Origin of the sequence: Lysinibacillus sp. G01H, assembly GCF_028872195.1 — a bacterium.
GTDB lineage: Bacteria > Bacillota > Bacilli > Bacillales_A > Planococcaceae > Lysinibacillus > Lysinibacillus capsici.
The window spans coordinates 764,899-788,355 of sequence record NZ_CP118397.1 but is presented as its reverse complement, the minus strand read 5'-3'; the positions used below and the strand labels follow the sequence as shown (position 1 = coordinate 788,355).

Below are 23,457 nucleotides of genomic sequence, written 5' to 3'. Positions count from 1 at the left end.
ATTGTCCCTTTATCCACTTTTTTGTTGAATTTCTGCTAATGATTCATTTTGTAGCGCGTGCAATGTACGTTCAATGCCTTCTGCAAAAGAAATTTTAGGCTTCCAACCAATTGCATTGGCTAATTTATCATTATTTAAAAATGAATGCTCAATATCTCCTTCTCGTGCTGGGGCATATTGAATTTCAAGTGGATGGTTTAAGTGTTGGAGCAGTAGGATGACCTGGTGAATTGACCAAGCCTCATTAGTGGACACATTATACGTGCCTTGTAAACGTGCAGATACACCTGCGTAAATAGCATCAGCAATATCGTCTACATAAATAAAATCACGTGTTTGTTCACCATCACCATAAATTGTAAATGGTTTACCTGCCATACTGCTTTTTAACATACTTGGAATCACAGCTGCTTCACCTTGCATTTGCTGTCTTGGCCCGAAAACATTGGCAAATCTATAGATAAGAACAGGCAAACGATAATCTTTTTGCCATTTCTCACAGTAGGTTTCGCCAATGCTCTTGTTTAATCCGTACATAGATATTGGTTCACAGACATCTGATTCCTCTAATGGAGGATAGTGACTATCTCCATAAACAGCTGCTGAGGAGGCAAAGACAAAGTGCTGTACCTTATACTTGGATGATAAAAAAAGCATTTGGCTAAGTCCAACTATATTTGTCAAAATATCCTTTACTGGCTCCTGGATAGATTGCTGAACGCTCGTTTGCGCTGCACAATGGACAACCACATCAAAGTTTATTTCCTTAAAGAGATGCTCGCAAACCTCATCCTCAACATTTAAAAGATAGGATTTATGCTCAAAGTCAACATTCCGTAAATGACCCGTACTTAAATTATCAATAATATAAACCGTTGCACCTTCTTCAAAAAAACGCCTACCTACTGCACTGCCAATAAAACCATAGCCACCTGTCACTAATACATTCATCCTATCGCCCCCAAAAACAATATGATGATTTATATGCAGTAATTACTAAAAATATGCAAGAAACTTATTTACTGGTAATTTTTCTCAAATTCTTTTTACTAGATTGCATCATTAACAAGTATCTATTTTGAGCTATATAAAAAGCATGTTTGAAGATTACTTCAAACATGCCCTAGCTATCTATTTTTAAGCTGGATTAATTTCTAATTCAACCGTTACTTTAATATCTTTCCCAACAAGGACTCCACCAGTTTCTAATGCCGCATTCCAAGTTAGACCAAAGTCTTCACGATTAATTGTTGTTTCAGCTTCAAAGCCGTATACTTCTTGACCCCATGGATTTGTGCCTTTTCCATTAAATTCTGTATCAAAAGTTACTGATTTTGTAACGTCTTTGATTGTTAAATCACCAGTTACTGCATATTCATCGCCAGCTTTTTTAGCAATATTTGTAGATTTAAATGTAATCGTTGGATATTTTTCGGCATCAAAGAAATCTGCTGCCTTTAAATGATTATCACGATCTTCGCTACGTGTATTAATGCTCGCTGGATCGATTGTAAAACTAATAGTAGCAGTTGTTAAATCTGCAAGGTCTGCTGCTTCGATATCTGCTGAGTAACTGTCAAATACACCCTTAACTTTTGATACCATCATGTGTTTTACTTGAAAGTTAATTGCTGAGTGTCCTGAATCAATGTTCCATTTTGCCATTTTAAATTCCTCCAATTGGTTGATTTTATCTCGATTTCGAGATATATTTTAAAATATGAAGCAACTACATCTTTTATGTTACCCAAAATTGGATAGGATAAACATTTGTAGTTACTTATTTGTTTACAGCTTGGCTTATGAAAAGTTTTTAATTACTTTCTGTAACCTACTATATATTAATAATTTAGTTACGTCAAGTAATTAAAAATAGATTTTTAAAATATAAAAAAAGATGTCCGAGTCATCGGTACACCCCTCTCTATGTAATAAAAAGAATATCACCAATATTTGGTGATATTTAGCCGCAGCAAAATATTATTTTGCAAAAACCTCAAAAATACCAATCATGATAAGTAGCCATCCTGATATGGCTGTAGAATGCTTGCCAATAAACGTTTTTGCTAGTAAAGAGCCACATCTACTTCCTACTCCAACTGTGATAAAGGAAAATACGCCGATGGAAATGACTGTCCAAAGAGCTGAGATGCCATTTGCGCCTATTGCAATACCCCCTGCTAAACAGTTCGCTGACAAGACAAAGCCAAGTGCCATTGCTTCTCTTGTTGAGATCACTAGATTTTTATCTTCATCAAATAATTCGGGATTTCCTGCTATCCGCTGATTAGAAAAATTATTAGACATCAAAGTCCATAGACCAATCACACACAGTAGTAAACTCCCTAGCAAATTGGCAGTATGCGGTGAAATATACTCAACAACTGTGCTACCAGCTGTTACTGCGACATATGTGACAATCATCGACATAACAGCAATCACAGCATTTGATAAAATTGGAATTTTAACTTGTTTGACACCATAGGCTAGACCAATCCCCAAGTTATCTAAATTCGCAGCGATTCCTATTAGAATAATTGTAATCCAATGCATACTAAGCCTCCTCAAATCTCCGTCTCCATTTTCACCTATCGTATGTCAACAATAAAAAAATTAATGGGCACAACGAAGTTTAATTGTTTATGTTCCATCTTTTAGCACGGTTTGACTAAACCATCAATTTGACAAAAGTAACAACTTGTTTATAAAATTAAGTTGTTACTTGTTAATATTTATACTTTAATGTAAGAAATAATAGAAAGGAGATGTAATATGAAACTCATCAAGTTATTGAAAATAGGCATAGCATTTATATGCCTTATAGTGTTAACTGCATGTGGTTCAGAAAAGGAGGACACAAAGAATAGTGAGAAAGGTGAAATCAATTTAGCATATGTTGAATGGGATACTGAGGTTGCATCTACACATGTAGTAGGACAAGTACTAGAAGATTTAGGATATAAGGTAACACTGACACCTTTAGACAATGGGATCATGTGGGAAGCACTTGCAAACGGAGAGGTCGATGGTATGGTATCTGCTTGGTTGCCACAAACACATGCCCCACAAGTAGAAAAATACAACAATAAGATAGAGAACTTAGGAGAAAACCTAACTGGTGCTAAGATTGGTTTGGTTGTACCAAGTTATATGGATGTCGATTCTATTGAAGATTTAACAAACCAAGCTAATCAAACCATTACAGGCATTGAACCAGGAGCTAATATGATGGCTACGACAGAAAATGCCTATAAGGAATATAAAAATCTGGAAGGTTGGAATGTTTTGACCTCATCTGCTGGTGCAATGACCGCAGCCCTCAGTCAGGCTATCTCTAATAATGAAGAAATCATCATCACAGGCTGGTCACCACACTGGATCTTTAATGCCTATGATTTAAAGTACTTAGATGACCCCAAAGGTTTATATGGAACAGAAGAATATATTGGCACTTTTGCGCGGAATGGTTTAAAAGAGGATGCTCCAGAAGCCTATAGTGTCCTTGACCGTTTCAACTGGAGTGCTAAAGATATAGAAAGTGTAATGTTTGATATAATGGAAGGCATGAGTGCCACAGATGCTGCGAAAAAATGGATTGCTAACAATCAAGAAAAAGTAGCCGAATGGACGAAAGATGTACAAGCATAAAAAGAGAACCCATTTACTACTCATTAGTAAATAGTTTCAGACTGTAGACGGCTCATTCTATAATAGAATGAGCCGTCTACAATTTTTAACGTTCCTAAAAATGAGGGGGGTTTCAGGAGCGTAATAATGAACTAGCAAACTTCTGGAGAAAAGTAGCTAAAGTTCATCCTCTCTACACTGTATTGTAGAACAAGGAATATTCTTTATATGATAGTGATAATCATTATCATATAAATTGTCAACATTAATAATAATGATTTTTCATTTATCAGTAGCTGTCTTCCACTGTTTGGAAAACAAAACGTTGCTGGTTGCTTGCTTTCCTTTGTGCGATCGCTTTCTCCACTACCCTGTACTGAACACATTAGATTTTTACGACCAATTTCATGAGTGCATTACATACATAGAGACGACCCTATAAAAGTGAATCGCCCTCTCACCATGCTAAAAACTTTGCAAATGAAATTTAAAATAAAAAGCTGCTACCTATAAGATAATGGCAGCAGCTTCCTAGCTAAAATTAAACTTAAAAGCGTATAGTAATGGATTTATAGATTATTGAACTACATCAGGGTGGAAACCATCTTTTTGGAAGTAATCCTCATGTGACCAAATATTTAATTTTGCATCCTGAGCTTTTTGTTGAATAGCTCTAAATGCTTCTTCAAATGTATTATTTGGCTTATGAATATAACGTACAACTGCAAGCCCTTCGTTTAATAAAGATTCCTGCAATAAGACATTATCTACAAACACGTAGGCTAGATGGCGATCATAATTGTCTGTTTCTGGTCCAACATCGTAGACCGCTTCAATTTTCTTAGCCTGTTCCAATAAATTGATCGTATACTCTTTTGCTTCTTCCGCATATGGCTGAGCGCCACCTTTGTTGTAATTCATTTCAGGAGTATCCACCATTAATAGACGAATTTTTTGTTTCTCACCATTAATTGTCGCCTGAATCGTATCCCCATCATATGCTTTAATATAGTCTATCTCAAAGCGTTTATTACCTGTTTTTCCTTCCACTTGTTCAATGGTAATAGTACCTTGCTGTTCTGTAACTGATTTAGTACTTTGATCTTCCGCAGGTGATCTGCCAAATATCATGTACAATGCTACAGCCAAAATAATCGTGCCACTTGTTATTAATGTTTTTATATCTTGCATTTTCATGTAGTAGGTCCCTCACAACTAATCATCATTGCTTATACTTATGATTCGTATAAGTTGTGCACCTCATCATCAGGAAGACAACAAGTTTCACGATGTCTCTATTGTAAAATATCAAGCTACTACATTCAAGCTATCATATTGTCACTGCTACCCAGTGATTTGGTAAAACCTCTACTAACTGACTATTTTCAACCTCATAACGCATTTTCACATCTTCTGCATGTTCAGCTTCATTATATTTCTGCTTCTCTATTGCAGGATCTGGAACAGGAATAGAACGTAATAATGCACGTGTATATGGATGTTGTGGGTTAGCATATAGCTCTTCACTTTCTGCCAGTTCTACAATCTTCCCACCATACATGACGGCAACACGGTCACTGATATGTTTCACCATGGATAAATCATGGGCAATAAATAAATACGTCAACCCAAGCTTTTGTTGTAATTCTTTTAATAAATCAACAATCTGCTTTTGAATGGAAACATCCAGTGCCGATAAGGGTTCATCACAAACAATAAAGTTTGGCTCAACCGCTAATGCTCTCGCAATACCAATTCGTTGACGCTGACCTCCCGAAAACTCATGAGGATAACGCATGGCATGTTCTTTTTTCAAACCGACAAGTTCAAGCAATTCCTCTACTCGTTGTCGTCTCTCCTCATGCGTCTTCACCAGACCATGAATATCAAGAGCCTCGCCAATAATGTCTAAGATTTTTCTACGAGGATTTAACGATGAATAGGGGTCTTGGAAAATAATTTGCATATGACGACGCATTGCCTTTAGCTGTTTTTTCGATAGCCTTGTTACAGGTATTCCTTGATATAGAACCTCGCCATTTGTAGGCTGATGAAGCTGGAGAATCGTCCGACCTGTAGTCGATTTACCCGAACCGGATTCACCAACCAAGCCCAATGTTTCACCAGGATATATATAGAATGATAAATCATTCACTGCTTTCAACGTTTGGCCACGGCCTAACGGAAATTCTTTAGACAGATGGGTCACTTCGATTAACGGCTTATGTCGATCGATACCTGGCTGAATAGTAGCAATCTCTTTTGGTTGCTTTTTCTCATGCAGTTTTGGTAAGGCATTCAATAATTTCTGGGTATACGGATGCTGGGCATTTGCAAAAATTTCTTCTGTTGTGCCCTGTTCAACAATTTCTCCTTCTTTCATCACTAGGATGCGATCACACATACCTGCAACAACGCCTAAATCGTGTGTAATTAAAATAATAGACGTTCCCATTTTCTTTTGCATATTGCGCATTAATTTTAGGATTTGAGCTTGAATAGTAACGTCCAGTGCTGTTGTTGGTTCATCTGCAATAAGCAGTGAGGGATTACAAGCAAGCGCCATAGCAATCATTACGCGTTGACGCATACCACCTGAAAATTCATGAGGGTATTGTCGATACCGTTCTTCTGCGTCTCTAATACCAACCAGTTTTAATAATTCTATTGTTTGTTGATAGGCCTCGTTTTTTGACATTGACTGATGCTTAATTAAACTTTCAGCCACTTGATCGCCTATTCGAATAGTAGGGTTTGTGGATGTCATAGGATCTTGGAAAATCATACTAATATCTTGTCCACGTATCCCTTCCATTTGTTTTTCACTGAATTCAGTGAGTTCTTGCCCTTTAAACACAATTGAGCCAGATTTCAAAAATGAAGGTGGTGATGGTAATAAACGCATAATGGAGCGAGCCGTAACACTTTTCCCGCTCCCAGACTCTCCCACAATTCCGAGTGTTTCACCTTTGTTTAGATGGAAGCTAACGTCCTTAACGGCTTCAAATTCTGTCTCCCCTGTGATAAAGGATACCCGAAGATTCTTGATTTCTAAAAGCTTTTCACTCATTCGACCCATCCTTTTTAAAATTTGTGATTGACTTACTTTCAAGTATAATCCATACTTTACAATACTGATAGGAATTATACAATATAATGCTGAATATTTTATTTACGTTTGGAGGAAATGCATGGTTACTTCAAAAATTCATTTAAAACCCGAGAAATTTATTTTCTTTTCTACGGTTTATCAAAAACTAATGCATCAAAAGCCTTATCAACTACTTCTTTTTCTTTTTAGTATTTTAGTGCATCCTTTTACATACTTTATCTATCGGAAAAGGAAACATTCAAACACATATGATCAGGCTTTTGCTTTGCGTAGTCAGTACTATATAGAGCATGGATTGGTTGCCCAGTGGCAAAAGGAATTTGAGCAACAAGAAATAGCAAAAGCTACATTTTTTAAAGAGGCTGTATTGGCGTCACAAATTCAGCTCACAGCCAAACACTTAGCTCAAAGGAAGCTTCAACAGCAAGTGGATCAGGATTTACAAAAAGAGGACATTCAACAACTATCCTATGCCCAATTTTTTAATCAGCAACTAACTAACAAACGTTTTGTGGCTCTTACCTTTCTACCAGCTGTTTTATTTTATGTAGTACTTATCTTATTTGCGAATCCATTTCTGCAATTTATCATTGAACGTATTTTACAAAGCTTCATTGTGATTGTTGGTGTGGCTACATTGGTGTTTACCATTTTATATTTATCACCTTTTGATCCAGCAAGAAACCTACTCGGAGTTGAAGCAACACCTGTGCAAATAGAAAACTTTAATCGCATTCATGGTTTGGATCAACCTTATTTATCACAGCTATGGAACGCATTATCCGGTCTATTTACATTTGATTTAGGTACATCCTTTGCAGGTAAAGAAGATATCACACATAGCATTGCTACAAAATTCCCTGTCACTCTTGAAATTGCCGTATTGTCGTTGCTAATGGCAATTGCTATTGCCATACCAGTTGGGATTATTTCAGCTGTTCGTCCAAACTCATATTTGGATTACACATTTATGTTCATTGCTTTAATTGGTTTATCCATCCCAAGCTTTTGGCAAGGTTTAATTTTTATTTTGACATTTGCTCTAAAGTTACAATGGTTTCCAGCTACCTATAACCCTCATAATTGGCTATCGCTTATCATGCCAATTGTCGTCTTAGGAACATCCATTACGGCTTCTATTGCTAGGATGACAAGGTCAAGTATGCTTGAGGTAATTCATGAGGATTACATTATTACAGCAAAGGCTAAGGGCTTAAATGAATTCAAAGTGATTTCAAAACATGCCATTCGCAATGCAATGATTCCGATTATTACGGTGATTGGACTTCTTTTTGGAGGTATGTTGGGAGGCGCATCTGTAACAGAAAAGGTATTCAACATTAGTGGGATAGGTAGCTATATCGTCGATAAACAATTTATCCCTGATATTCCGGCCATTCTTGGGGGCGTTGTATATATCGCCATCACCATTTCGATTGTCAATTTATTCATTGATATCATGTATGCCTTTTTTGATCCACGCATTCGCTCGATAATGAAGAAGTCTTAAAGGAGGATCACCTGTGAAAAACATCTTACATGTCAAACTACTCTTGAAGATTACACAGGAATATGTCAATTCTCATTTTACTTTTGTCTTTTCCTTACTGTTTTCTTTACTATTTCTAGCCTATAGCTATAATTTTTCCAGCAATAGCTGGCGACCGGTGGTTCTGCTTCTTTTTGTTATTTATGCCATTACTACGGCATATGTTGCCTTCGTCAATCTACGAATTAAAAAGGATTTAGCAACGTATGGTGACATTCAAAAAAATACTCGAATGTTTGGCTATCCCCTTTTAATAACGATACTGTCAGGTAATATTTTTTCGACATCCTTTGCATTTATGCTTGTGTCAAAAAGAAAGACTGCAGAATATACTTTTGCTGCCTATGCCTTTATAACACAGCTATTCATCTTAGGTATTGCAGCATTGAATTTATTTAAGCCATATGTAACAGATACCTTTTTACTAGCAATGGGCGTTTTCTTAGTACTCTCGCTTCTCTATATCGTGATGGCCATATTATGTACGAAATATGTCACAGCAACTGAGGCACCAAAATGGATGCTCATTCCAGGTATTGTCCTACTATTGGCGACTTTCACTGGTAATCTATTTGCGACTTTACTAGGATATAGCCTTATCCAAAAGGCTCGAAGGGCAAATCCATCCTCTATTGAGAAATGGCAAAAAATATGGGAAAAGATTTTACGCAATACAATGGCTGTATTCGGCTTATTCTTCATTATTTTCATGTTCTCGTTATCCGTTACAAGCTCTTGGACTTTCGACTATGATTTCGCTACTGAAAATAATTATGGAGCATTGCTACAAACGCCGACATTAGAATACCCACTAGGAACAGATAATTATGGTCGAGATTTATTTTCTCGTATTGTGTTTGGGGCACAAATATCATTAATCGTCGGATTTTTCTCCACAATTATTCCCGCAGTTATTGGTGGCGCATTAGGAGCATTTTCAGGCTATTATGGTAAATCCACTGATAATATCATCATGCGAAGTCTCGATATTTTATATGCCATTCCAGGGATATTGTTAGCCATTGCTATTATCGCCGCATTTGGTGCTAATACTGTGAATCTTATTATTGCACTTAGTGTTGGAGCAATTCCAACATATGCCCGTACAATGCGGGCAAATGTTATGCAGCTTGCTAATTATGAGTTTGTAGAATCGGCTAGAGCTTTAGGTGCATCTGATGCAGCTATTATTTTCAAGCACATTGTCCCCAATTCTTTAGCACCAATGATTGTGAAAGCAACATTAACGATTGGCGGAGCTGTTATTTCAACAAGTAGTTTAAGTTTTTTAGGGCTTGGTATTGAGCCACACATTCCCGAATGGGGCAATATTTTAAAGGTTGGTAGTACGTACCTGGAAACACATTCATATGTCGCGATTTTCCCAGGTCTTTGTATTATGCTTCTTGTCCTCTCCTTTAACTTTTTAGGAGATGGTTTACGAGATGCTTTAGATCCAAAAACAAATTAATCGGAGGTAGCTATGAAGAAATTACTTGTATTTTTATTCGTTGCAGTACTAGCTTTGGCTGGCTGTGTACAAACAAAAACTGACGTAGAAGGCAGTAAAGATTCAAAAGATAGTGACAAGAGCAATGGTAAGATTGCCATTGAGGTATTAGGAATGGCAGCTTCTGAAGAAGACATGAACATTGTACGTGACCAATTAGTGAAAAATGGTTTTGATGTAAAGCTAAATATTCAACCAGATTACGGTTCTTTCTCTGCTCAAAAAGAAGCAGGTAACTATGATCTTGCTCTTTCAAGCTGGACGACAGTTACAGGGAACCCCGACTATGCTGTTCGTGGTTTATTTAAAACTGGTGGTGACTACAGTGTGGTGGCAGATTCAAAACTGGATGCGTTGATTGATGAAGCGAGTACATTGACTGGTGAAGAAGCAGCAGCGAAATATAAAGATTTAGAACAATTATTAGTATTCGATCAAGCTTATATTGCGCCTTTATATATTTCCAATAAGTATCAAGGTATCTACTCTAAACTTGTAAACCCTAAAACAGTACTTTTACCAAAATCTCGTGCACAAGTTTGGGAAAAAATAGAATTTAATGATACATCTAAAAATGCAACAGAACCTTTAATTTTACACCAAACAATCAATTCTCTTACTTCACTAGACCCGATCAAAGGGAATGATGGTTCAATCAACACATTAAACACGAATATGTATGTTCGTCTTGTTAACTTAACAGACACAGATGACGTTGTGTCAGATGGTTCATTATCTTACAACCATGTAATGGCTGAAGGTAATCAAGAATATTACTTCATTTTACGCGATGATATCAATTTTGCAGCAGTGAAAGATGGTGCAGCTGTTGATACAGGTGAATTAGTGTCAGCTGAAGATGTAGTCTTCTCATTAAACCGTGCGAAAGACGCTAATTCAGTACCAGATCATCGTACTTACAGCATTCATGAAAACATTGAAACAGTCGAAATCGTTTCTGATTTAACTGAATTACAAAATAAAAAAGTAGCAGGCTCTGAGCAATCCGTTTTAGAAGCATTATCACAAAACCTACCTGCTTCTGTAGCGCAATTAGCAAAAGATAAAGGTGCTGTTAATAATGCAGCAGGTGCATACCAAGTTGTAAAAATTACAACACCTACCCCTTTCCCACAAGTATTAAACTATTTAGCACACCAATCTGGTGGTATCGTATCTGAAAAACAAGTTACAAGTATTAATACGTATGATGTGGCTAACTACAACCCTGACAAGGACATTGCCTATGGTGATCAAGCTACTGTAACGGAAGGTTCAGCTACATTCAATAACCAGCTATATGCAAGTGGTCCTTACATTTTAGTGAAGAAAAATGATTATGAAGCACAGTTTGTGAAAAATCCTGCTTATCGAGCTGGCAGCGAATATGAGCCAAAAATTGCTAAAATCAATGTCCGTTTTATCTCTGATGTTGATAGTGCCCTTTCTGCATTACGTAATGGTGAAATTCATGTTCTACAAACAGTACCAGAAACGAAACTGGATATTGTCAAATCAGATGCTAAATTAACATTAAATACGGCAGATAGTAATGCTGTGTCGTACCTACAAATGAATACATCTGGCCGTGCGGTTTCTGATTCAGCAGATTTACGTAAAGCAATTCTTTACTCTATTAACCAAGACGAATTCATTAGCTATTATCAAGGCAATAAAAAACCAGCTGTATCCACAGTCTCTCCATTAATTGATACTGGTTTAAAACTTGAAGCAGATAGCGAAAAAGTAAAAGAATTTGTAAAAGCATATAACGATAAAAAATAATACAAATTAGAGCCTTCTCAAAATTTGAGAAGGCTCATTTTTAATAGAAGAAACTCATTTTAAATTTCATTATGTGATTTTGGCTTTGGCCCTAGCTCTTCAGGTTCGATATCAGCAAATGTTTCGCCTTCCTCTTCTAAATCACGCATACGATGTGCAATACGTGAAGCCGCTGAAGCTGCTATACTAGCAACCAAATCATCTAAGAACGTGTTGACATGATGTCCAGGTTCTGTATCTAGTTTTTTGATAATCCCTATTTTTTGCTTGTCTAAGTGACCAAAAGTGGTAACGGCAATGCTGCCATATGTAAATACAGATCCTAGTGCAATTGTTTCGTCTACACCAAATAAACCTTCATCTGATTCGATAATTTGTTGTAGTGGTGAAGATAATAACTTCTTCTCTGCTAATTCATCTAATTCAATTCCTACTAATAAAGCATGTTGCACTTCTCGCTTACGTAATACACGTTCAACAGAATGAACACAATGCTCTAGTGTTAAACCTTCATTATAGGTTTTTTGCATTTCGTAAACAATTTCAGCGATATCCTCTATCGCTACACCTCTACGAATTAACGCGGCTTGAGCTGCCTTTGCTACTTCGTCAGAGTGCACACGAATACTTTTATTATGCATAATTAACCCTCATTTCGATTTTTATTGCTAGTATAATGCTAGCCCAACCTATTATACCTTTACTTACGTAATATGGTACAATTTTGTTACAAAGACAAGAAGGAGTGTCATCATTGGATAAGGGAACAGTACAGGATTTAACATTTTACAGTGAGTCATTACAGGAAGAATTACAGCTCTATATTTATGTTCCTGCAAATTATTCTCCACTATATAAATACAATATTTTAATCGCATCAGACGGTAAAGATTATTTCCAGCTTGGTGGTATTACCAAGCTAGCTGATGAACTGATTGATGACTATGAAATCGAAAATTTAATTATTGCATTTGTTCCTTACAAAGACATAAAAGATCGACGTCATAAATATATCCCGAGCGGTGAGCAACATGAAGCCTATCTTCGCTTTTTAGCACATGAGCTAGTGCCGTATTTAGATCAGGAGTATGCCACTTACCAAATGGGTATGAGTCGTGGAGTGATTGGTGACTCTATGGCTGCTACTGCTTCCTTAATGGCTGCTTTAAAATATCCAAGTATCTTTGGCAAAGTCATACTACAATCCCCTTATGTAGATGAGGATGTATTAAAGGCTGTGGAAAATTTTAAAGATCCAGGATCTATTTCTATCTACCATATCGTCGGCAAAGGCGAAGATCAGGTTGTGACAATGGATAAAACCATCAAAGATTTTTTAACACCTAATCGTCAATTGCATGATCTCATGATAAATAAAGGGTTTACTACATTTTATGACGAGTTTGATGGCAATCATACATGGAAATATTGGAAACCAGACCTTCGTCGTGCATTAATTGAAAATTTCAATTAATATTAGGCGATTCAAATTACGAAAACTGAAATTTCTGTTATACTTAATGAGAAAAATTGTTTATTTTCGGGAGGTAATGGACTATGAAGTACGGTATTGTGGCATTTCCATCAAAAAAATTGCAAGATTTAGCGAATACTTATCGCAAACGATACGATCCTCATTATGCAAAGATTACACCGCATATGACATTAAAAGACAGCTTCGATGCGTCTGAAGAAGAGATTCAAACCATCGTCAAGCAATTAGATGAATTTGCTGCTAAATATGCACCTTTAAACATTCATGCATCTCGCATTAGTTCGTTTTTCCCTACAACAAATGCGATTTACTTCCGCATTGAACCAACAGAACAATTAGCAGCATTTCAACATGAACTTCAAGAAAAAATCCCTTATGGGGAAATGAAGCATGTATTTGTTCCACACATTACAATCGCTCAAAAAATGTCAGATTCAGAGCATGATGACATTTTTGGTCAATTACGCATGACAGGCGTTGATGAAAAAGATACAATTGATCGCATTCATCTTTTATATCAATTAGAAGATGGTTCATGGACAACTTACGAAACATTCCGTTTGTCTGGAGCTGAGTGATTGTTGTATAACGTTAAAATTGTTGAAACAAAGCAAGAACACGATGATGCCTTTGCTATTCGCAAAAAAGTATTTGTTGAAGAGCAAGGTGTTCCGCTTCATCTAGAATGTGATGCTGAGGATGCAACTGCAACACATTTCATTATGTATGATAACGATGAGCCTGTAGGTGCAGCACGTTTACGCAGTATTGACAACAATACAGCTAAAATTGAGCGTGTTTGTATTTTACAATCTCAACGCGGCAAAAAATTAGGCGCGTTAATCATGAAGGAAATGGAGAATCATGCCATTTCCATCAATAAAAAAACTTTAAAACTTCATGCACAAAGCTATGCAATTCCCTTTTACGAAAAGCTAGGCTTTACAGTTACCTCACCTGAGTTTATGGATGCAGGTATTCCCCACCGTGCTATGGAGAAAAATATTTAATGAAAGGGTGTTACGATATTTATAATGTCGTAACACCCCTTTTTTATGAGACGAATTCGCTTGCCACCATTTATCTACTCTATCGTAACAAGCTGCATTGCCAAGTAGATATGCCATGCGCTACTTCATCATTCTAGTGATTTTATCGAAATCTAGTGATGCTCCATCTTGAATAATAGATTGTACTAATTTATCTTCTAACTCTTGCGTAATCGATCTGTTAGATATTTTAGCAACACGTCGTACAATTTTTCTTACTTGTTTTTCACTGGTAAAATCCGCATGTTGAATGGCATTGGCTAATGCGAAGATTTCATCCATCGATACACCTGTTTTTTGCTCAATCGAATTAAAAAACGAGCGATGCATGTTTTCCCTCCTATCATTAAAACTCAAAATGACCTTGCGTCTTGCACGAAACATTTCGCAAATGGTGGAGGCCTTAACTTTATTTAGAATTTCCTAAATAAAAGCTAAAGCCTTTATTATGTTCATCAAATTAGATGTAAGTAGCGCCAACAATAATTAATAGAATGAATAGTACAACAATTAGAACAAATGTAGAACCATAACCATAGTTGTTGTTGCCTCCAGAGTATCCTCCGCAGTAGCTATTGTTCCACCCACCAACGTTATTTCCGTACGGTTGTGAGCCCCAGCCTTGGTATCCCATAAAAGCACCCCTCCCTTCTACAACCTATAATATGTTTCGGTCGTAAAAATGGGAGGGGTATTCGTCTAGTCAATATTCCCTTTTGGTCTAAATATTAAGGCACCAATAAAGCCGAACACAATAGCAGCACTGATTCCTGAGCTTGTTACTTCGAACATGCCTGTTAATACGCCAACAAGTCCATGTTTTTCTGCCTCTGCCAAAGCACCATGTGTTAATGAATTCCCGAAGGATGTAATGGGCACTGTCGCCCCTGCTCCAGCAAAATTAATTAATGGCTCGTATAAGCCCATACCATCCAAAATCGCACCTACAACCACTAACGTACTTAGTGTATGGCCCGGTGTTAAATTACCAACATCCATTAATAATTGGCCTATGACACAAATAATGCCTCCAACAATAAATGCAAATACAAAAGTCATAACCATGTTTTTTGCCTCATTTCATCGTAATTTCTATCGCATGTGCTGTACATGGAATCGTCTCGCCTTGCTGATAGGATAGCGGAGATAATAACGCCCCCGTTGCTACTAGTAAAACTCGCTTATAGCTCCCTGCACGCATTTGTTGAATAACATAACTAAAAAAAACAGCTGCCGAACAGCCTGCTCCACTTGCACCAGATTGGAATGCTTGATCCTGTCCATAAAATTCAGCACCTGCATCACGTAATAATGAGAGCTCTTCATTTTTTACGCCATTTTCCACAAGCATACCTTTCAATAGCTTTAAGCCAAGCTGTCCCAAATCGCCTGTTAAAATTAAATCGTAATGATAAATTTTTTGATTTCTCTGTTGTAAATGAGATTGAATCGTCTGGAAAGCAGCAGGTGCCATTGCAGCACCCATATGGAAAGGATCATCCATACCATAGTCAACAGACTTGCCAATTGTTGCCGCTTCTATAGAAGGATATTCCTCGCGATGCTTCCCAATTAACGCATAACCAGCAGCAGTTACAGTCCACTGGGCTGTTTGCGGTTTTTGAGCGCCATAATTGATGGGGTAACGAAATTGGCGTTCAATTGCATTATGTTGACTAGAGGCACCTGCTAATGAAAAATTTGCAGCACCTAACTCAGTTAACAGACATGCAATAATGACTGAAGATACGGAAGTGGCACATGCAGAGAATAGTCCAATAAAAGGGATTTCTAAATCCCTAGCGGCAAAATTAGTTGGTGTCATTTGATTGACTAAATCTCCGCCCATTAAATAATTGATATCACCTTTTTGCACGCCCATTTTTTTCATAGCGTATTCACAAGCTTCTTCAATCATTTTGCGATGACCCTGTTCATTTGTTTTCATTTGCCAACGTTCATCATCATAAACGGAGTCAAAATACTGACTAAAAACACTCCGATTTTCTAAAGGACCCGCTACCACTCCACCAGCTAAAAGAGAGGGTTTCGATTGAAATACAATTACCATGAAACCACTCCTATCGTTACGAGGATATATTTAATGAGCGCTACAAAAAATGCTGACACTACGCCAAATAAAACAACTGATCCTGCTAATTTAAATAAATTTCCGCCAACTCCCAAGACTAGCCCTTCAGAACGATGCTCGATAGCTGCCGAAATAACAGCATTCCCAAAGCCTGTTACTGGAACTGCCGATCCAGCCCCAGCAAATTGACCAATTCTTTTATAAAGGCCAAGACCTGTTAATATCATGGCGAAAAATACCATCGTTGCAACAGTTGGATTTCCTGCTGTTGCCTCTGTAAAATTGAAGAAAATAATATAAAAAAGAGACACAGCTTGACCAATTGCACAAATAAAACCGCCAACGAAAAAGGCTTTTGCTACATTCTTTAAATAAGGGGGCTTTGGTGTAACATTTTGCTCTAACTGTTGATATTGCTCTTTTTCCATTTATGTCTCCTCCTTTGCAAGCTCTTTTAGTTCTGTAATTTTATCGCTTAATTTATTATCTTCCATCTGATCCTTTTTTATTTTATTGGCTTCATAAAAAATTTTGTAATCAGCGGAGACAAACACATCTTTGTTTGGATATTTCTCTTCAAATTTCTTTTGCAATTTTTTCTCTAACTTAGTTTTTTTCCACTTTTCCCATGGTTTAATTTGTACTGCAATAAGCATACTATCGTCATATTGGATAACCGTTGAGCGATCAACATAGTCTTCTTCTTTTATAAGGGTTTCGACTTCACTTTCATTTTGTGGAGACCCATAGACGATAAATTTTTCCTTTTCAGCACAACCATTTAACAGCGATAAAACAACTAAGAGAGGTAACGTCATTCCTAGTAGCCTCAAGTTTTACCCTCCTTTTCTTTACAGTTTCTCCACACATAAAAAAACTATTCATTCAAAGAAATACACAAAAGCCCGAGTCCAGTTTTCAAAAGTACATATTGTAGAAGTAGTAACAAGGAAAGGGGGTGACAATATGGGTTGTGGTAAGCCAACAAATCCTATTGGACCAATCCATTCAGCAGGCTGCGTTTGTGACGTAGTTCGCGCTATTTTAGATATTCAAAATCAAGCGGTGCGAGATGAGTGTTCTCCATGTACAGCAAACTGTTTCTTAGAGCCACTAGGCGGGATTGTTAGTCCTGCTCGCTCACAAGCAGATACACGTGTTTTCATGTTAATTACAAAAGATGGTACTCCTTTCAAAGCATTCTTTAACTCTCCAACAGCAGATCCTTGTATTTGTACATCCGTATTCTTCCGCGTAGAAGATATGTTTGATGAATGCTGTGCTACTTTACGTGTTTTAGAGCCTTTATGTACATTTGACTCTAGTGAAAGTACAGTAGACTTACTAAGCAAAGATGGTTGTTGTATCAACATGAAGAAAATCTGTAAAGTAGATGACTGGAGCTCAACAGATAGCTGTATTACTGTGGATTTATCTTGCTTCTGCGCTGTACAATGTATCGCTGATGTTGACTTAGGGATTTGTGACTAATTCTTTCACCTTTGACACACACACATAAAAAAGTGTACAGCATCCTCTGCTGTACACTTTTTTTATAAAGTTGGCAATTTTCTTCCGCGCCAAAGTATTTGCTGTATATCTTCAAAATGAATGATTTCCTGTATTTTTAATTCTAATGATGTGAGCATTAAAGAATCATTCTGTACATCTGAAGCTGTCCCAGTTAATTTTCTACCATCCTTTAAACAAACTAATAATGGCTGATAGGCTCTCTGACGAAATGGTTTTTCTAAAAACTGGAGCTGTTTCAGTAAATAAGGATCTATTTGTACTTCATCCACTGCCTCATTTTTTTCTTCAGCTATTTGCTCATCGAACATAGTGTCCTTTACATAGACAGATGTACTTTCATCCAAATCAAGTTCATGTAACACCTTAGAAATATTTAAAAAATATGATGGTGATTTTATAAACAAGCGTGGTTCTTGATCCACTTTACTCACTTCCCTTTTTTCCATACAATATGCGAAAGTAAGCAAATTGGTTCTTAGCCTATTTGGCTTAAGAAAACTGTCGCTAAGCCCAAGTAAATTAAAATACTTGTAATATCATTTAATGTAGTAATAAAGGGTCCTGATGCAACAGCAGGGTCAATTTTTAGTCGATGCATTAACAATGGAATAAATGAACCAGCTAATGTTGCCACTAAAATAGAACCACAAAGCGCTGCCCCTACTAACATACCTAGGACAAGTTCATGTTTCCAAAAATAAACGATCCCAATAACAATTAATCCACAAACAATGCCTGACATTAAGCCAGTACCTGCTTCACGTAATAGTAACTTCAATTTACTATGTTCTTCTACATCACCTGTTGCAATCCCTCTAATGGCCACGGCCAATGCCTGTGTTCCACTATTACCTGAAGTTCCTGAGATTAATGGAATAAAGACAGCTAGTAAGGCAACCTTATCTAAAGTATCCTCAAATTGCCCCATTAGGTTAGCTGTTAACATACCTAGAAACAGTAGAACTACTAGCCAAGGCAAACGTTTTTTAGCCGCTTGGAATGGTGTTACATCAAATTTATCCATATCCGAAATACCGGCTAATTTAGAGTAATCCTCAGAAGCCTCTTCATCAATAACATCAATAATATCATCAACTGTGATAATACCAAGTAATTCTCCTTTATCATCAATAACAGGTGTCGCTAAGAAATTATAATCCTTCATAATTTGCGCGACTTCTTCTTGGTCATCGCCTACATGTACCATCACGACACGTTCATTCATAATGGAACGAATAAGTGTATCCTCATCAGCAATGATTAAATCTCGTAACGATATCACACCCGTCAGACGATGTTCTTCATCCACTACAAAAATATAATAAACAGTTTCAGCATCTGGTGCCTCTTTACGCAAAATGGCCATAGCTGAACGAACTGTTGAATTTTCTGGTATAGCGACATATTCAGTGGTCATGATAGAGCCAGCAGTATATTCATCGTAGCTTAGTAGCTCATTAATATCTTCTGCCGCTTCTTCATCCATCATTTCTAAATAGCTTTCGCGCTGTGCTGTATCCAGTTCATTTAAGACATCTGCCGCATCATCCGCGTACATATGAGATAGCATTTCTGCACCGTATGATGGATCCATTTCAGCAAGATATGCTTTATACTCATCATCTTCAATATCGATTGCCTCAAAAATATCAGCCATTTCTGTTGGAGACAAGAACGAATAGATGATTTTCCTTATATCAGGTTCCACCTTTTCATAAAACGTTGCCTGATCATATGGATGAAGTTCTAAAAACTCATCACGGAATGCGTCAATATTATGTGCTTCTAGCATTTCTCGTAGATGTGCCTCATCAAATTGCACATCATCCTTTTCATTTCTTTCCTCTATCATGCTTGTCCCCTCCTTCCGAGCTTTCAATCATTTTACGGGCAATACCTGCCGTAAATCTACCTTCTATATAATAGAGTGTAATGTACCTTTTCTGCAAACTCTTTTTTAAGTTATATTTATGAGCAATTGGGCAGATTTTTATAAATTTCAATATTACGCCTAAAATCATGACGATTCTATTTTACTATACCTTACCTTTGTCACTTTGTTATGAATAAGGTGTAAAAATAATCTACTTCTCTAATACGCAGCTTAACCTAAATCAAAAAATGATAAGGAGATGCTCGTTTGCGCGAACACCTCCTTTTATCAAAAATTTATGCAGAAGATTCCTTCAGTAATCTTTGCATGTCTTCATTTAGCATACTTGTAAAGTGTAATGGCACACTTGTTAAAGGATGTTCCATACTTAAAGATACACAATGTAATGCTTGTCGATCAATTTGAAGACGACTACCACCATAAAGGTCATCCCCTACAAGTGGATGTCCAAGATGCGACATATGCACGCGAATTTGATGTGTACGACCTGTATGCAGTTGAAGTCGTACATGTGTCATTGGTTCAGCACCCAGTGAAAAACGCTTCAGAACCTTTACATCCGTATGTGCATATTGCCCATCTTCCCGTACATCTCTTTCAATAATACTACCTTCTTTACGACCAATCGGAGCTATAATCGATTGAAAGTTTTGTTCGATATGTCCATGTACAATGGCTTCATATTGTCTTGAAATCTCTCTCTTACGCTGAGCAAGCCCTGTTAAATGATGAATATGAGCATGCTTAGCTATGCAGAGTAAACCTGATGTATCTCGGTCTAGCCTTGTAACAATATGAGCCGTAGAGGCCAATCCTTGTTTCTGAAAATAGCCACAAACTAAATTTGCAATGCTTTTGGTTGGATGCTCTCGTGAGGGTATCGTACTTTGATGAGCTGGTTTGTTGAGCACTAAGATGGCATCGTCTTCATATACAATGGTCAAATCCCCATGCTCAATAGCAAGCCCTTCACTTTTTTCTTCGGGAGGAAACGTTACTTTCACACAATCTCCAACTTGCAGGATATGTCTCACATTACGTTCGACATCATTCACAGTCAACATGCCACCATCAAACTTAATAGCTGTTAGAGCTCGCTTAGAAATACGCCACTCTTGAAGTGCCTCTCGTAATAATTGGCCATTTTTCTTCGCCTCAAATTGTAATGTAAATCTTGTATCCACGTTATTCATTTGCAACAAATGATTCATGCACTCGCTCCCAAAATGGGAATGGTCGGAAACGGGCAAAACGTACTCTTTCATTTGCTACATTAAACGCTATGGCTTTCACATCACCTTGAGTAATTTGCAAGTGATCAACAGTCATATTAAAATTTTGTTCATTTACAGGACGCAATACACAATGATGGTGTGCTGGCAAGATTAATGGCGATCCTACCGTCCTGAAAACACGGTTATTGATTGAGGCAATTTCAGTGACTTGGAGTGCCGCTAGTGTAGGATGTATGATGGCTCCACCTAGTGCTTTATTATAAGCCGTACTACCCGAAGGAGTGGATACACAAAGACCATCGCCACGGAAACGCTCAAATTGATTGCCATTTAACTCAACATCCATCACAAGTGTAACATCTGGCGATTTGACGGTTGCTTCGTTTAAAGCAAGATACGTATTGGATTCGGCATTATGATGCTCTACCCTTACTTCCAGCAGTGGATATTCCACAACATTAAAATCCTTTTTAGCAATGGACAAAACTAATTTTTCTAATTCAGATGGTTTCCAATCCGCATAAAATCCTAAATGCCCTGTATGGATACCAACGAAGGCTACCTGGTCTAATAAATGAGAGTATCGATGAAAGGCATGCAATAGTGTGCCATCTCCTCCAATAGAAACAACAATTTCTGGCGTCTCTTCATCATAGGTCAAGCCAAAATCCTGTAAATAGGTTTTAGCAAGTTCCATCAGCTCGTTGGATTGTGCATCTCTACGTGATTGAATCGAAAATTTCATTGTGCGTCACGCTCCTTCTCCGTTAGTAAATTAGGATTCGATGCTTCTTTATATTCGCTAAAGTAGGCCTGTGCCTCTTGAATTTCACTACGAATGGATGACATTTCCTCATCCAACCGAAATGCTGCCTCCGCAGCACTTTGCAAGCGATTCTTAATTTCTTCTGGGAACATCCCCTTATATTTATAATTTAAAGAATGCTCTATTGAAGCCCAAAAATTCATAGCTAGTGTTCGGATTTGTATTTCCGCTAATACTACTTTTTTTCCTTGAATTGTTTCAACAGGATACTCCACTATCATATGGTAGGAGCGATAACCGCTAGGCTTATTATGTGTAATATAATCGCGTTCTTCCACTACACGCATATCTTTTCGCTGACGAATTAGCTCAGTTACCGTTGAAATATCATCAACAAATTGACACATAATCCGAAGGCCAGCAATATCGCCAAGTTCATCACCAAGTTGTTTAGAAGGCTCAAAAGCTAGTCCTTTTTCTAACGTTTTGTCATATATACTTGCTAAAGGCTTGACACGTCCTGTGACAAATTCAATTGGCGAATTGGCATTAACAATACCAAATTGCGAACGCATGCCCTTTAATTTTACTTTTAATTCGTCTACTGCTTGTTTATAAGGACTTAAAAAAATTTCCCATTGTCCCATTGTAAAAACCTCCCGACAATCGGTATCGAACACCACCGTCTGTTCGTTTTGTCTTTCTATTCAGCGAGAATAGCCTTGAAGTGTTGTTCCACTGCTTGGACAAATTCTGCCCCATAATTGTAATTTCCTTCAATATTATACACGAGCATTTCTAATTCCTCGTAGAAATTTGTCAGTTCGATCACTTCTTCACCTATTCGTAGCAATGGATTTTTCCCTTTTTGTAAAATATGTACAAGATTCTCCCAACTACTCGGTGGAAAACGCAAGTAATGATAGTCTTCACCTGCATCAAGTAAATAAATGAATGCAAAATCATCTGAATCTGCAATGAGTTGTCCAGCAGGTTTTAACTGTAAATTTACTTCATTGTCGTTTAAACTAAAATGAAGTTGATCCTGTTCAAAATTCGATGTATCTATTGTATAAATTTTACGCACATGCGGTTCCCCTTTTCGTTGTACTCTTCCTCTTATTTTAGCACACAGGGTAAATAGTTGCAGTGTGTAAATATTAATTCGAGCGAAACAACGGATGAAAAATAAAAAATAAATAGGTGACTATAAATGACACAAGAAATTGAGATTGAATTTAAAAATCTATTAACAAAACAGCAATACGAGGAATTATTACAAGAGTTCCACATTAGCCAAAATGCTATTCATCGTCAAACAAATCATTATTTTGACACACCTAATCAAGCTATTCGCAAACTACAAAGTGGGCTTCGTATTAGACAAATTGGTGATTATTACGAATGTACGCTCAAAGAAAAAAACACTGAGCATGCTCACCTTGAAACGACGGATGAAATAACAGCAATAGAGGCGCAACAAATGTTAGATGGCAAGGGATTTTATGCTCAAGAGGTAGGTAAAAGATTAGCTCTTCATAACATTCCTTTAGAACAATTGCATGTATTTGGTACTCTCACTACAGATCGTGTCGAAATTCCCTACAAAGAGGGACTTCTTGTTTTTGATCATTCTTTCTATTTGCAGTGCGACGATTATGAGGTAGAATATGAAGCAAAAGATGCAATAAAAGGAAATATAATTTTCGACGAATTTTTACAACAATATGGTATTGATAAGCAACCAACTGATAAAAAAATTGCTCGTTTTATGAAGGCACTAAAAGCACAAAATTTATAAAAGTAGAAA

At 37.1% G+C, this 23,457-nt stretch carries 27 protein-coding genes; 9 read left to right on the top strand and 18 right to left on the bottom strand.

The genetic code is table 11. From position 1 onward, the window contains the following. Positions 1-9 precede the first annotated feature (9 nt). The 3 genes from PSR12_RS03785 to PSR12_RS03775 all read right to left on the bottom strand — a co-directional run bounded on the left by PSR12_RS03785 (position 10) and on the right by PSR12_RS03775 (position 2,553). Positions 10-951 (bottom strand): NAD-dependent epimerase/dehydratase family protein, encoded by a 942-nt coding sequence (locus tag PSR12_RS03785; RefSeq protein ID WP_048392010.1) that lies wholly within the window; start codon positions 949-951, stop codon positions 10-12. A gap of 186 nt (positions 952-1,137) precedes the next feature. Further along, the gene (locus PSR12_RS03780) at positions 1,138-1,665 is read right to left on the bottom strand and encodes a YceI family protein (protein ID WP_221679550.1); all 528 of its coding nucleotides are present in this window, start codon (positions 1,663-1,665) and stop codon (positions 1,138-1,140) included. A gap of 315 nt (positions 1,666-1,980) precedes the next feature. Next, a complete protein-coding gene (locus PSR12_RS03775) occupies positions 1,981-2,553 on the bottom strand; it encodes a manganese efflux pump (protein WP_221679548.1) in 573 nt (190 codons plus the stop codon). 219 nt (positions 2,554-2,772) lie between these two features. Here PSR12_RS03775 and PSR12_RS03770 point away from each other — a divergent pair, with 219 nt between their 5' ends. Further along, positions 2,773-3,648, top strand: coding sequence for a glycine betaine ABC transporter substrate-binding protein (locus PSR12_RS03770; RefSeq protein ID WP_274771686.1), 876 nt, complete (start codon positions 2,773-2,775; stop codon positions 3,646-3,648). Positions 3,649-4,203: 555 nt separating this feature from the next. On the opposite strand, the gene PSR12_RS03765 is transcribed toward PSR12_RS03770, so the two are convergent. Both PSR12_RS03765 and PSR12_RS03760 read right to left on the bottom strand, forming a co-directional pair. After that, positions 4,204-4,824, bottom strand: a complete 621-nt coding sequence (locus tag PSR12_RS03765) for a thermonuclease family protein (RefSeq protein ID WP_221679543.1) — start codon at positions 4,822-4,824, stop codon at positions 4,204-4,206. Between the two features lie 133 nt (positions 4,825-4,957). After that, positions 4,958-6,697 (bottom strand): ABC transporter ATP-binding protein, encoded by a 1,740-nt coding sequence (locus PSR12_RS03760; RefSeq protein ID WP_221679542.1) that lies wholly within the window; start codon positions 6,695-6,697, stop codon positions 4,958-4,960. Between the two features lie 121 nt (positions 6,698-6,818). Here PSR12_RS03760 and PSR12_RS03755 point away from each other — a divergent pair, with 121 nt between their 5' ends. The 3 genes from PSR12_RS03755 to PSR12_RS03745 are packed head-to-tail and all read left to right on the top strand — an operon-like array spanning position 6,819 to position 11,583. Next, on the top strand, positions 6,819-8,249 hold the full coding sequence (locus tag PSR12_RS03755) for an ABC transporter permease (RefSeq protein ID WP_274771684.1): 1,431 nt from the start codon (positions 6,819-6,821) through the stop codon (positions 8,247-8,249). 13 nt (positions 8,250-8,262) lie between these two features. Beyond that, entirely contained in the window at positions 8,263-9,759 is a 1,497-nt protein-coding gene (locus tag PSR12_RS03750) for an ABC transporter permease (protein WP_221679539.1), read from the top strand. Positions 9,760-9,771: 12 nt separating this feature from the next. Further along, the gene (locus PSR12_RS03745; protein WP_257521212.1) at positions 9,772-11,583 is read left to right on the top strand and encodes an ABC transporter substrate-binding protein; all 1,812 of its coding nucleotides are present in this window, start codon (positions 9,772-9,774) and stop codon (positions 11,581-11,583) included. A 59-nt stretch (positions 11,584-11,642) separates the two neighbouring features. Here the strand turns inward: PSR12_RS03745 and PSR12_RS03740 are convergent, their stop codons facing one another. Beyond that, entirely contained in the window at positions 11,643-12,224 is a 582-nt protein-coding gene (locus tag PSR12_RS03740; protein WP_131522061.1) for a phosphatidylglycerophosphatase A family protein, read from the bottom strand. 113 nt (positions 12,225-12,337) lie between these two features. Here PSR12_RS03740 and PSR12_RS03735 point away from each other — a divergent pair, with 113 nt between their 5' ends. From PSR12_RS03735 to PSR12_RS03725, 3 genes are all read left to right on the top strand, one after another. Next, positions 12,338-13,057 (top strand): alpha/beta hydrolase, encoded by a 720-nt coding sequence (locus PSR12_RS03735; RefSeq protein ID WP_131522062.1) that lies wholly within the window; start codon positions 12,338-12,340, stop codon positions 13,055-13,057. A gap of 83 nt (positions 13,058-13,140) precedes the next feature. Continuing rightward, entirely contained in the window at positions 13,141-13,656 is a 516-nt protein-coding gene (locus PSR12_RS03730) for a YjcG family protein (protein WP_131522063.1), read from the top strand. Positions 13,657-13,659: 3 nt separating this feature from the next. Next, positions 13,660-14,088 carry a GNAT family N-acetyltransferase gene (locus PSR12_RS03725; protein ID WP_259420251.1) on the top strand — a complete coding sequence of 143 codons (429 nt, stop codon included), beginning with the start codon at positions 13,660-13,662 and terminating at the stop codon, positions 14,086-14,088. Positions 14,089-14,208: 120 nt separating this feature from the next. On the opposite strand, the gene PSR12_RS03720 is transcribed toward PSR12_RS03725, so the two are convergent. The 6 genes from PSR12_RS03720 to PSR12_RS03695 form a co-directional block, all read right to left on the bottom strand. Continuing rightward, positions 14,209-14,457 (bottom strand): stage VI sporulation protein F, encoded by a 249-nt coding sequence (locus PSR12_RS03720; protein ID WP_004230969.1) that lies wholly within the window; start codon positions 14,455-14,457, stop codon positions 14,209-14,211. 130 nt (positions 14,458-14,587) lie between these two features. Further along, positions 14,588-14,761 carry a YjcZ family sporulation protein gene (locus PSR12_RS03715; RefSeq protein WP_004230967.1) on the bottom strand — a complete coding sequence of 58 codons (174 nt, stop codon included), beginning with the start codon at positions 14,759-14,761 and terminating at the stop codon, positions 14,588-14,590. A gap of 65 nt (positions 14,762-14,826) precedes the next feature. Continuing rightward, positions 14,827-15,186: a stage V sporulation protein AE gene (spoVAE, locus tag PSR12_RS03710; protein ID WP_369700615.1), complete on the bottom strand. Its 360-nt coding sequence runs from the start codon at positions 15,184-15,186 to the stop codon at positions 14,827-14,829. Positions 15,187-15,202: 16 nt separating this feature from the next. Beyond that, positions 15,203-16,198: a stage V sporulation protein AD gene (locus tag PSR12_RS03705; RefSeq protein ID WP_274771681.1), complete on the bottom strand. Its 996-nt coding sequence runs from the start codon at positions 16,196-16,198 to the stop codon at positions 15,203-15,205. Further along, entirely contained in the window at positions 16,192-16,647 is a 456-nt protein-coding gene (gene spoVAC, locus PSR12_RS03700; RefSeq protein ID WP_004230957.1) for a stage V sporulation protein AC, read from the bottom strand. The genes PSR12_RS03705 and spoVAC overlap by 7 nt, the downstream gene beginning before the upstream one ends. Next, complete coding sequence (locus PSR12_RS03695; RefSeq protein WP_227744986.1) at positions 16,648-17,052, bottom strand: YhcN/YlaJ family sporulation lipoprotein; 405 nt, start codon at positions 17,050-17,052, stop codon at positions 16,648-16,650. 133 nt (positions 17,053-17,185) lie between these two features. Here PSR12_RS03695 and PSR12_RS03690 point away from each other — a divergent pair, with 133 nt between their 5' ends. Continuing rightward, positions 17,186-17,710 carry a CotY/CotZ family spore coat protein gene (locus PSR12_RS03690; RefSeq protein WP_004230953.1) on the top strand — a complete coding sequence of 175 codons (525 nt, stop codon included), beginning with the start codon at positions 17,186-17,188 and terminating at the stop codon, positions 17,708-17,710. A 62-nt stretch (positions 17,711-17,772) separates the two neighbouring features. Here the strand turns inward: PSR12_RS03690 and PSR12_RS03685 are convergent, their stop codons facing one another. From PSR12_RS03685 to PSR12_RS03660, 6 genes are all read right to left on the bottom strand, one after another. Next, on the bottom strand, positions 17,773-18,174 hold the full coding sequence (locus tag PSR12_RS03685) for a hypothetical protein (RefSeq protein WP_227744987.1): 402 nt from the start codon (positions 18,172-18,174) through the stop codon (positions 17,773-17,775). Positions 18,175-18,227: 53 nt separating this feature from the next. After that, positions 18,228-19,604 carry a magnesium transporter gene (mgtE, locus tag PSR12_RS03680; protein WP_048392024.1) on the bottom strand — a complete coding sequence of 459 codons (1,377 nt, stop codon included), beginning with the start codon at positions 19,602-19,604 and terminating at the stop codon, positions 18,228-18,230. 317 nt (positions 19,605-19,921) lie between these two features. Next, the gene (locus PSR12_RS03675; RefSeq protein ID WP_257521208.1) at positions 19,922-20,857 is read right to left on the bottom strand and encodes an RluA family pseudouridine synthase; all 936 of its coding nucleotides are present in this window, start codon (positions 20,855-20,857) and stop codon (positions 19,922-19,924) included. Beyond that, positions 20,832-21,626, bottom strand: coding sequence for an NAD kinase (locus PSR12_RS03670; RefSeq protein ID WP_004227435.1), 795 nt, complete (start codon positions 21,624-21,626; stop codon positions 20,832-20,834). Before PSR12_RS03670 ends, PSR12_RS03675 begins: the two co-directional genes overlap by 26 nt. Further along, positions 21,623-22,294 (bottom strand): GTP diphosphokinase, encoded by a 672-nt coding sequence (locus PSR12_RS03665; protein WP_004227437.1) that lies wholly within the window; start codon positions 22,292-22,294, stop codon positions 21,623-21,625. Before PSR12_RS03665 ends, PSR12_RS03670 begins: the two co-directional genes overlap by 4 nt. Before the next feature lie 56 nt (positions 22,295-22,350). Further along, positions 22,351-22,734, bottom strand: a complete 384-nt coding sequence (locus PSR12_RS03660; RefSeq protein ID WP_004227440.1) for a UPF0738 family protein — start codon at positions 22,732-22,734, stop codon at positions 22,351-22,353. A 126-nt stretch (positions 22,735-22,860) separates the two neighbouring features. On the opposite strand from PSR12_RS03660, the gene PSR12_RS03655 reads away from it, so the two are divergent. Continuing rightward, positions 22,861-23,448 carry a CYTH domain-containing protein gene (locus tag PSR12_RS03655; RefSeq protein WP_274771673.1) on the top strand — a complete coding sequence of 196 codons (588 nt, stop codon included), beginning with the start codon at positions 22,861-22,863 and terminating at the stop codon, positions 23,446-23,448. Positions 23,449-23,457: the final 9 nt, after the last annotated feature.

Bases quoted from the DNA above. Each gene is read 5' to 3' on its own strand.
- PSR12_RS03785 (WP_048392010.1), bottom strand. From the start codon at position 951: ATGAATGTATTAGTGACAGGTGGCTATGGTTTTATTGGCAGTGCAGTA.
- PSR12_RS03780 (WP_221679550.1), bottom strand. From the start codon at position 1,665: ATGGCAAAATGGAACATTGATTCAGGACACTCAGCAATTAACTTTCAA.
- PSR12_RS03775 (WP_221679548.1), bottom strand. From the start codon at position 2,553: ATGCATTGGATTACAATTATTCTAATAGGAATCGCTGCGAATTTAGAT.
- PSR12_RS03770 (WP_274771686.1), top strand. From the start codon at position 2,773: ATGAAACTCATCAAGTTATTGAAAATAGGCATAGCATTTATATGCCTT.
- PSR12_RS03765 (WP_221679543.1), bottom strand. From the start codon at position 4,824: ATGAAAATGCAAGATATAAAAACATTAATAACAAGTGGCACGATTATT.
- PSR12_RS03760 (WP_221679542.1), bottom strand. From the start codon at position 6,697: ATGAGTGAAAAGCTTTTAGAAATCAAGAATCTTCGGGTATCCTTTATC.
- PSR12_RS03755 (WP_274771684.1), top strand. From the start codon at position 6,819: ATGGTTACTTCAAAAATTCATTTAAAACCCGAGAAATTTATTTTCTTT.
- PSR12_RS03745 (WP_257521212.1), top strand. From the start codon at position 9,772: ATGAAGAAATTACTTGTATTTTTATTCGTTGCAGTACTAGCTTTGGCT.
- PSR12_RS03740 (WP_131522061.1), bottom strand. From the start codon at position 12,224: ATGCATAATAAAAGTATTCGTGTGCACTCTGACGAAGTAGCAAAGGCA.
- PSR12_RS03730 (WP_131522063.1), top strand. From the start codon at position 13,141: ATGAAGTACGGTATTGTGGCATTTCCATCAAAAAAATTGCAAGATTTA.
- PSR12_RS03720 (WP_004230969.1), bottom strand. From the start codon at position 14,457: ATGCATCGCTCGTTTTTTAATTCGATTGAGCAAAAAACAGGTGTATCG.
- PSR12_RS03715 (WP_004230967.1), bottom strand. From the start codon at position 14,761: ATGGGATACCAAGGCTGGGGCTCACAACCGTACGGAAATAACGTTGGT.
- spoVAE (WP_369700615.1), bottom strand. From the start codon at position 15,186: ATGACTTTTGTATTTGCATTTATTGTTGGAGGCATTATTTGTGTCATA.
- PSR12_RS03705 (WP_274771681.1), bottom strand. From the start codon at position 16,198: ATGGTAATTGTATTTCAATCGAAACCCTCTCTTTTAGCTGGTGGAGTG.
- spoVAC (WP_004230957.1), bottom strand. From the start codon at position 16,647: ATGGAAAAAGAGCAATATCAACAGTTAGAGCAAAATGTTACACCAAAG.
- PSR12_RS03690 (WP_004230953.1), top strand. From the start codon at position 17,186: ATGGGTTGTGGTAAGCCAACAAATCCTATTGGACCAATCCATTCAGCA.
- mgtE (WP_048392024.1), bottom strand. From the start codon at position 19,604: ATGATAGAGGAAAGAAATGAAAAGGATGATGTGCAATTTGATGAGGCA.
- PSR12_RS03675 (WP_257521208.1), bottom strand. From the start codon at position 20,857: ATGAATCATTTGTTGCAAATGAATAACGTGGATACAAGATTTACATTA.
- PSR12_RS03670 (WP_004227435.1), bottom strand. From the start codon at position 21,626: ATGAAATTTTCGATTCAATCACGTAGAGATGCACAATCCAACGAGCTG.
- PSR12_RS03665 (WP_004227437.1), bottom strand. From the start codon at position 22,294: ATGGGACAATGGGAAATTTTTTTAAGTCCTTATAAACAAGCAGTAGAC.
- PSR12_RS03655 (WP_274771673.1), top strand. From the start codon at position 22,861: ATGACACAAGAAATTGAGATTGAATTTAAAAATCTATTAACAAAACAG.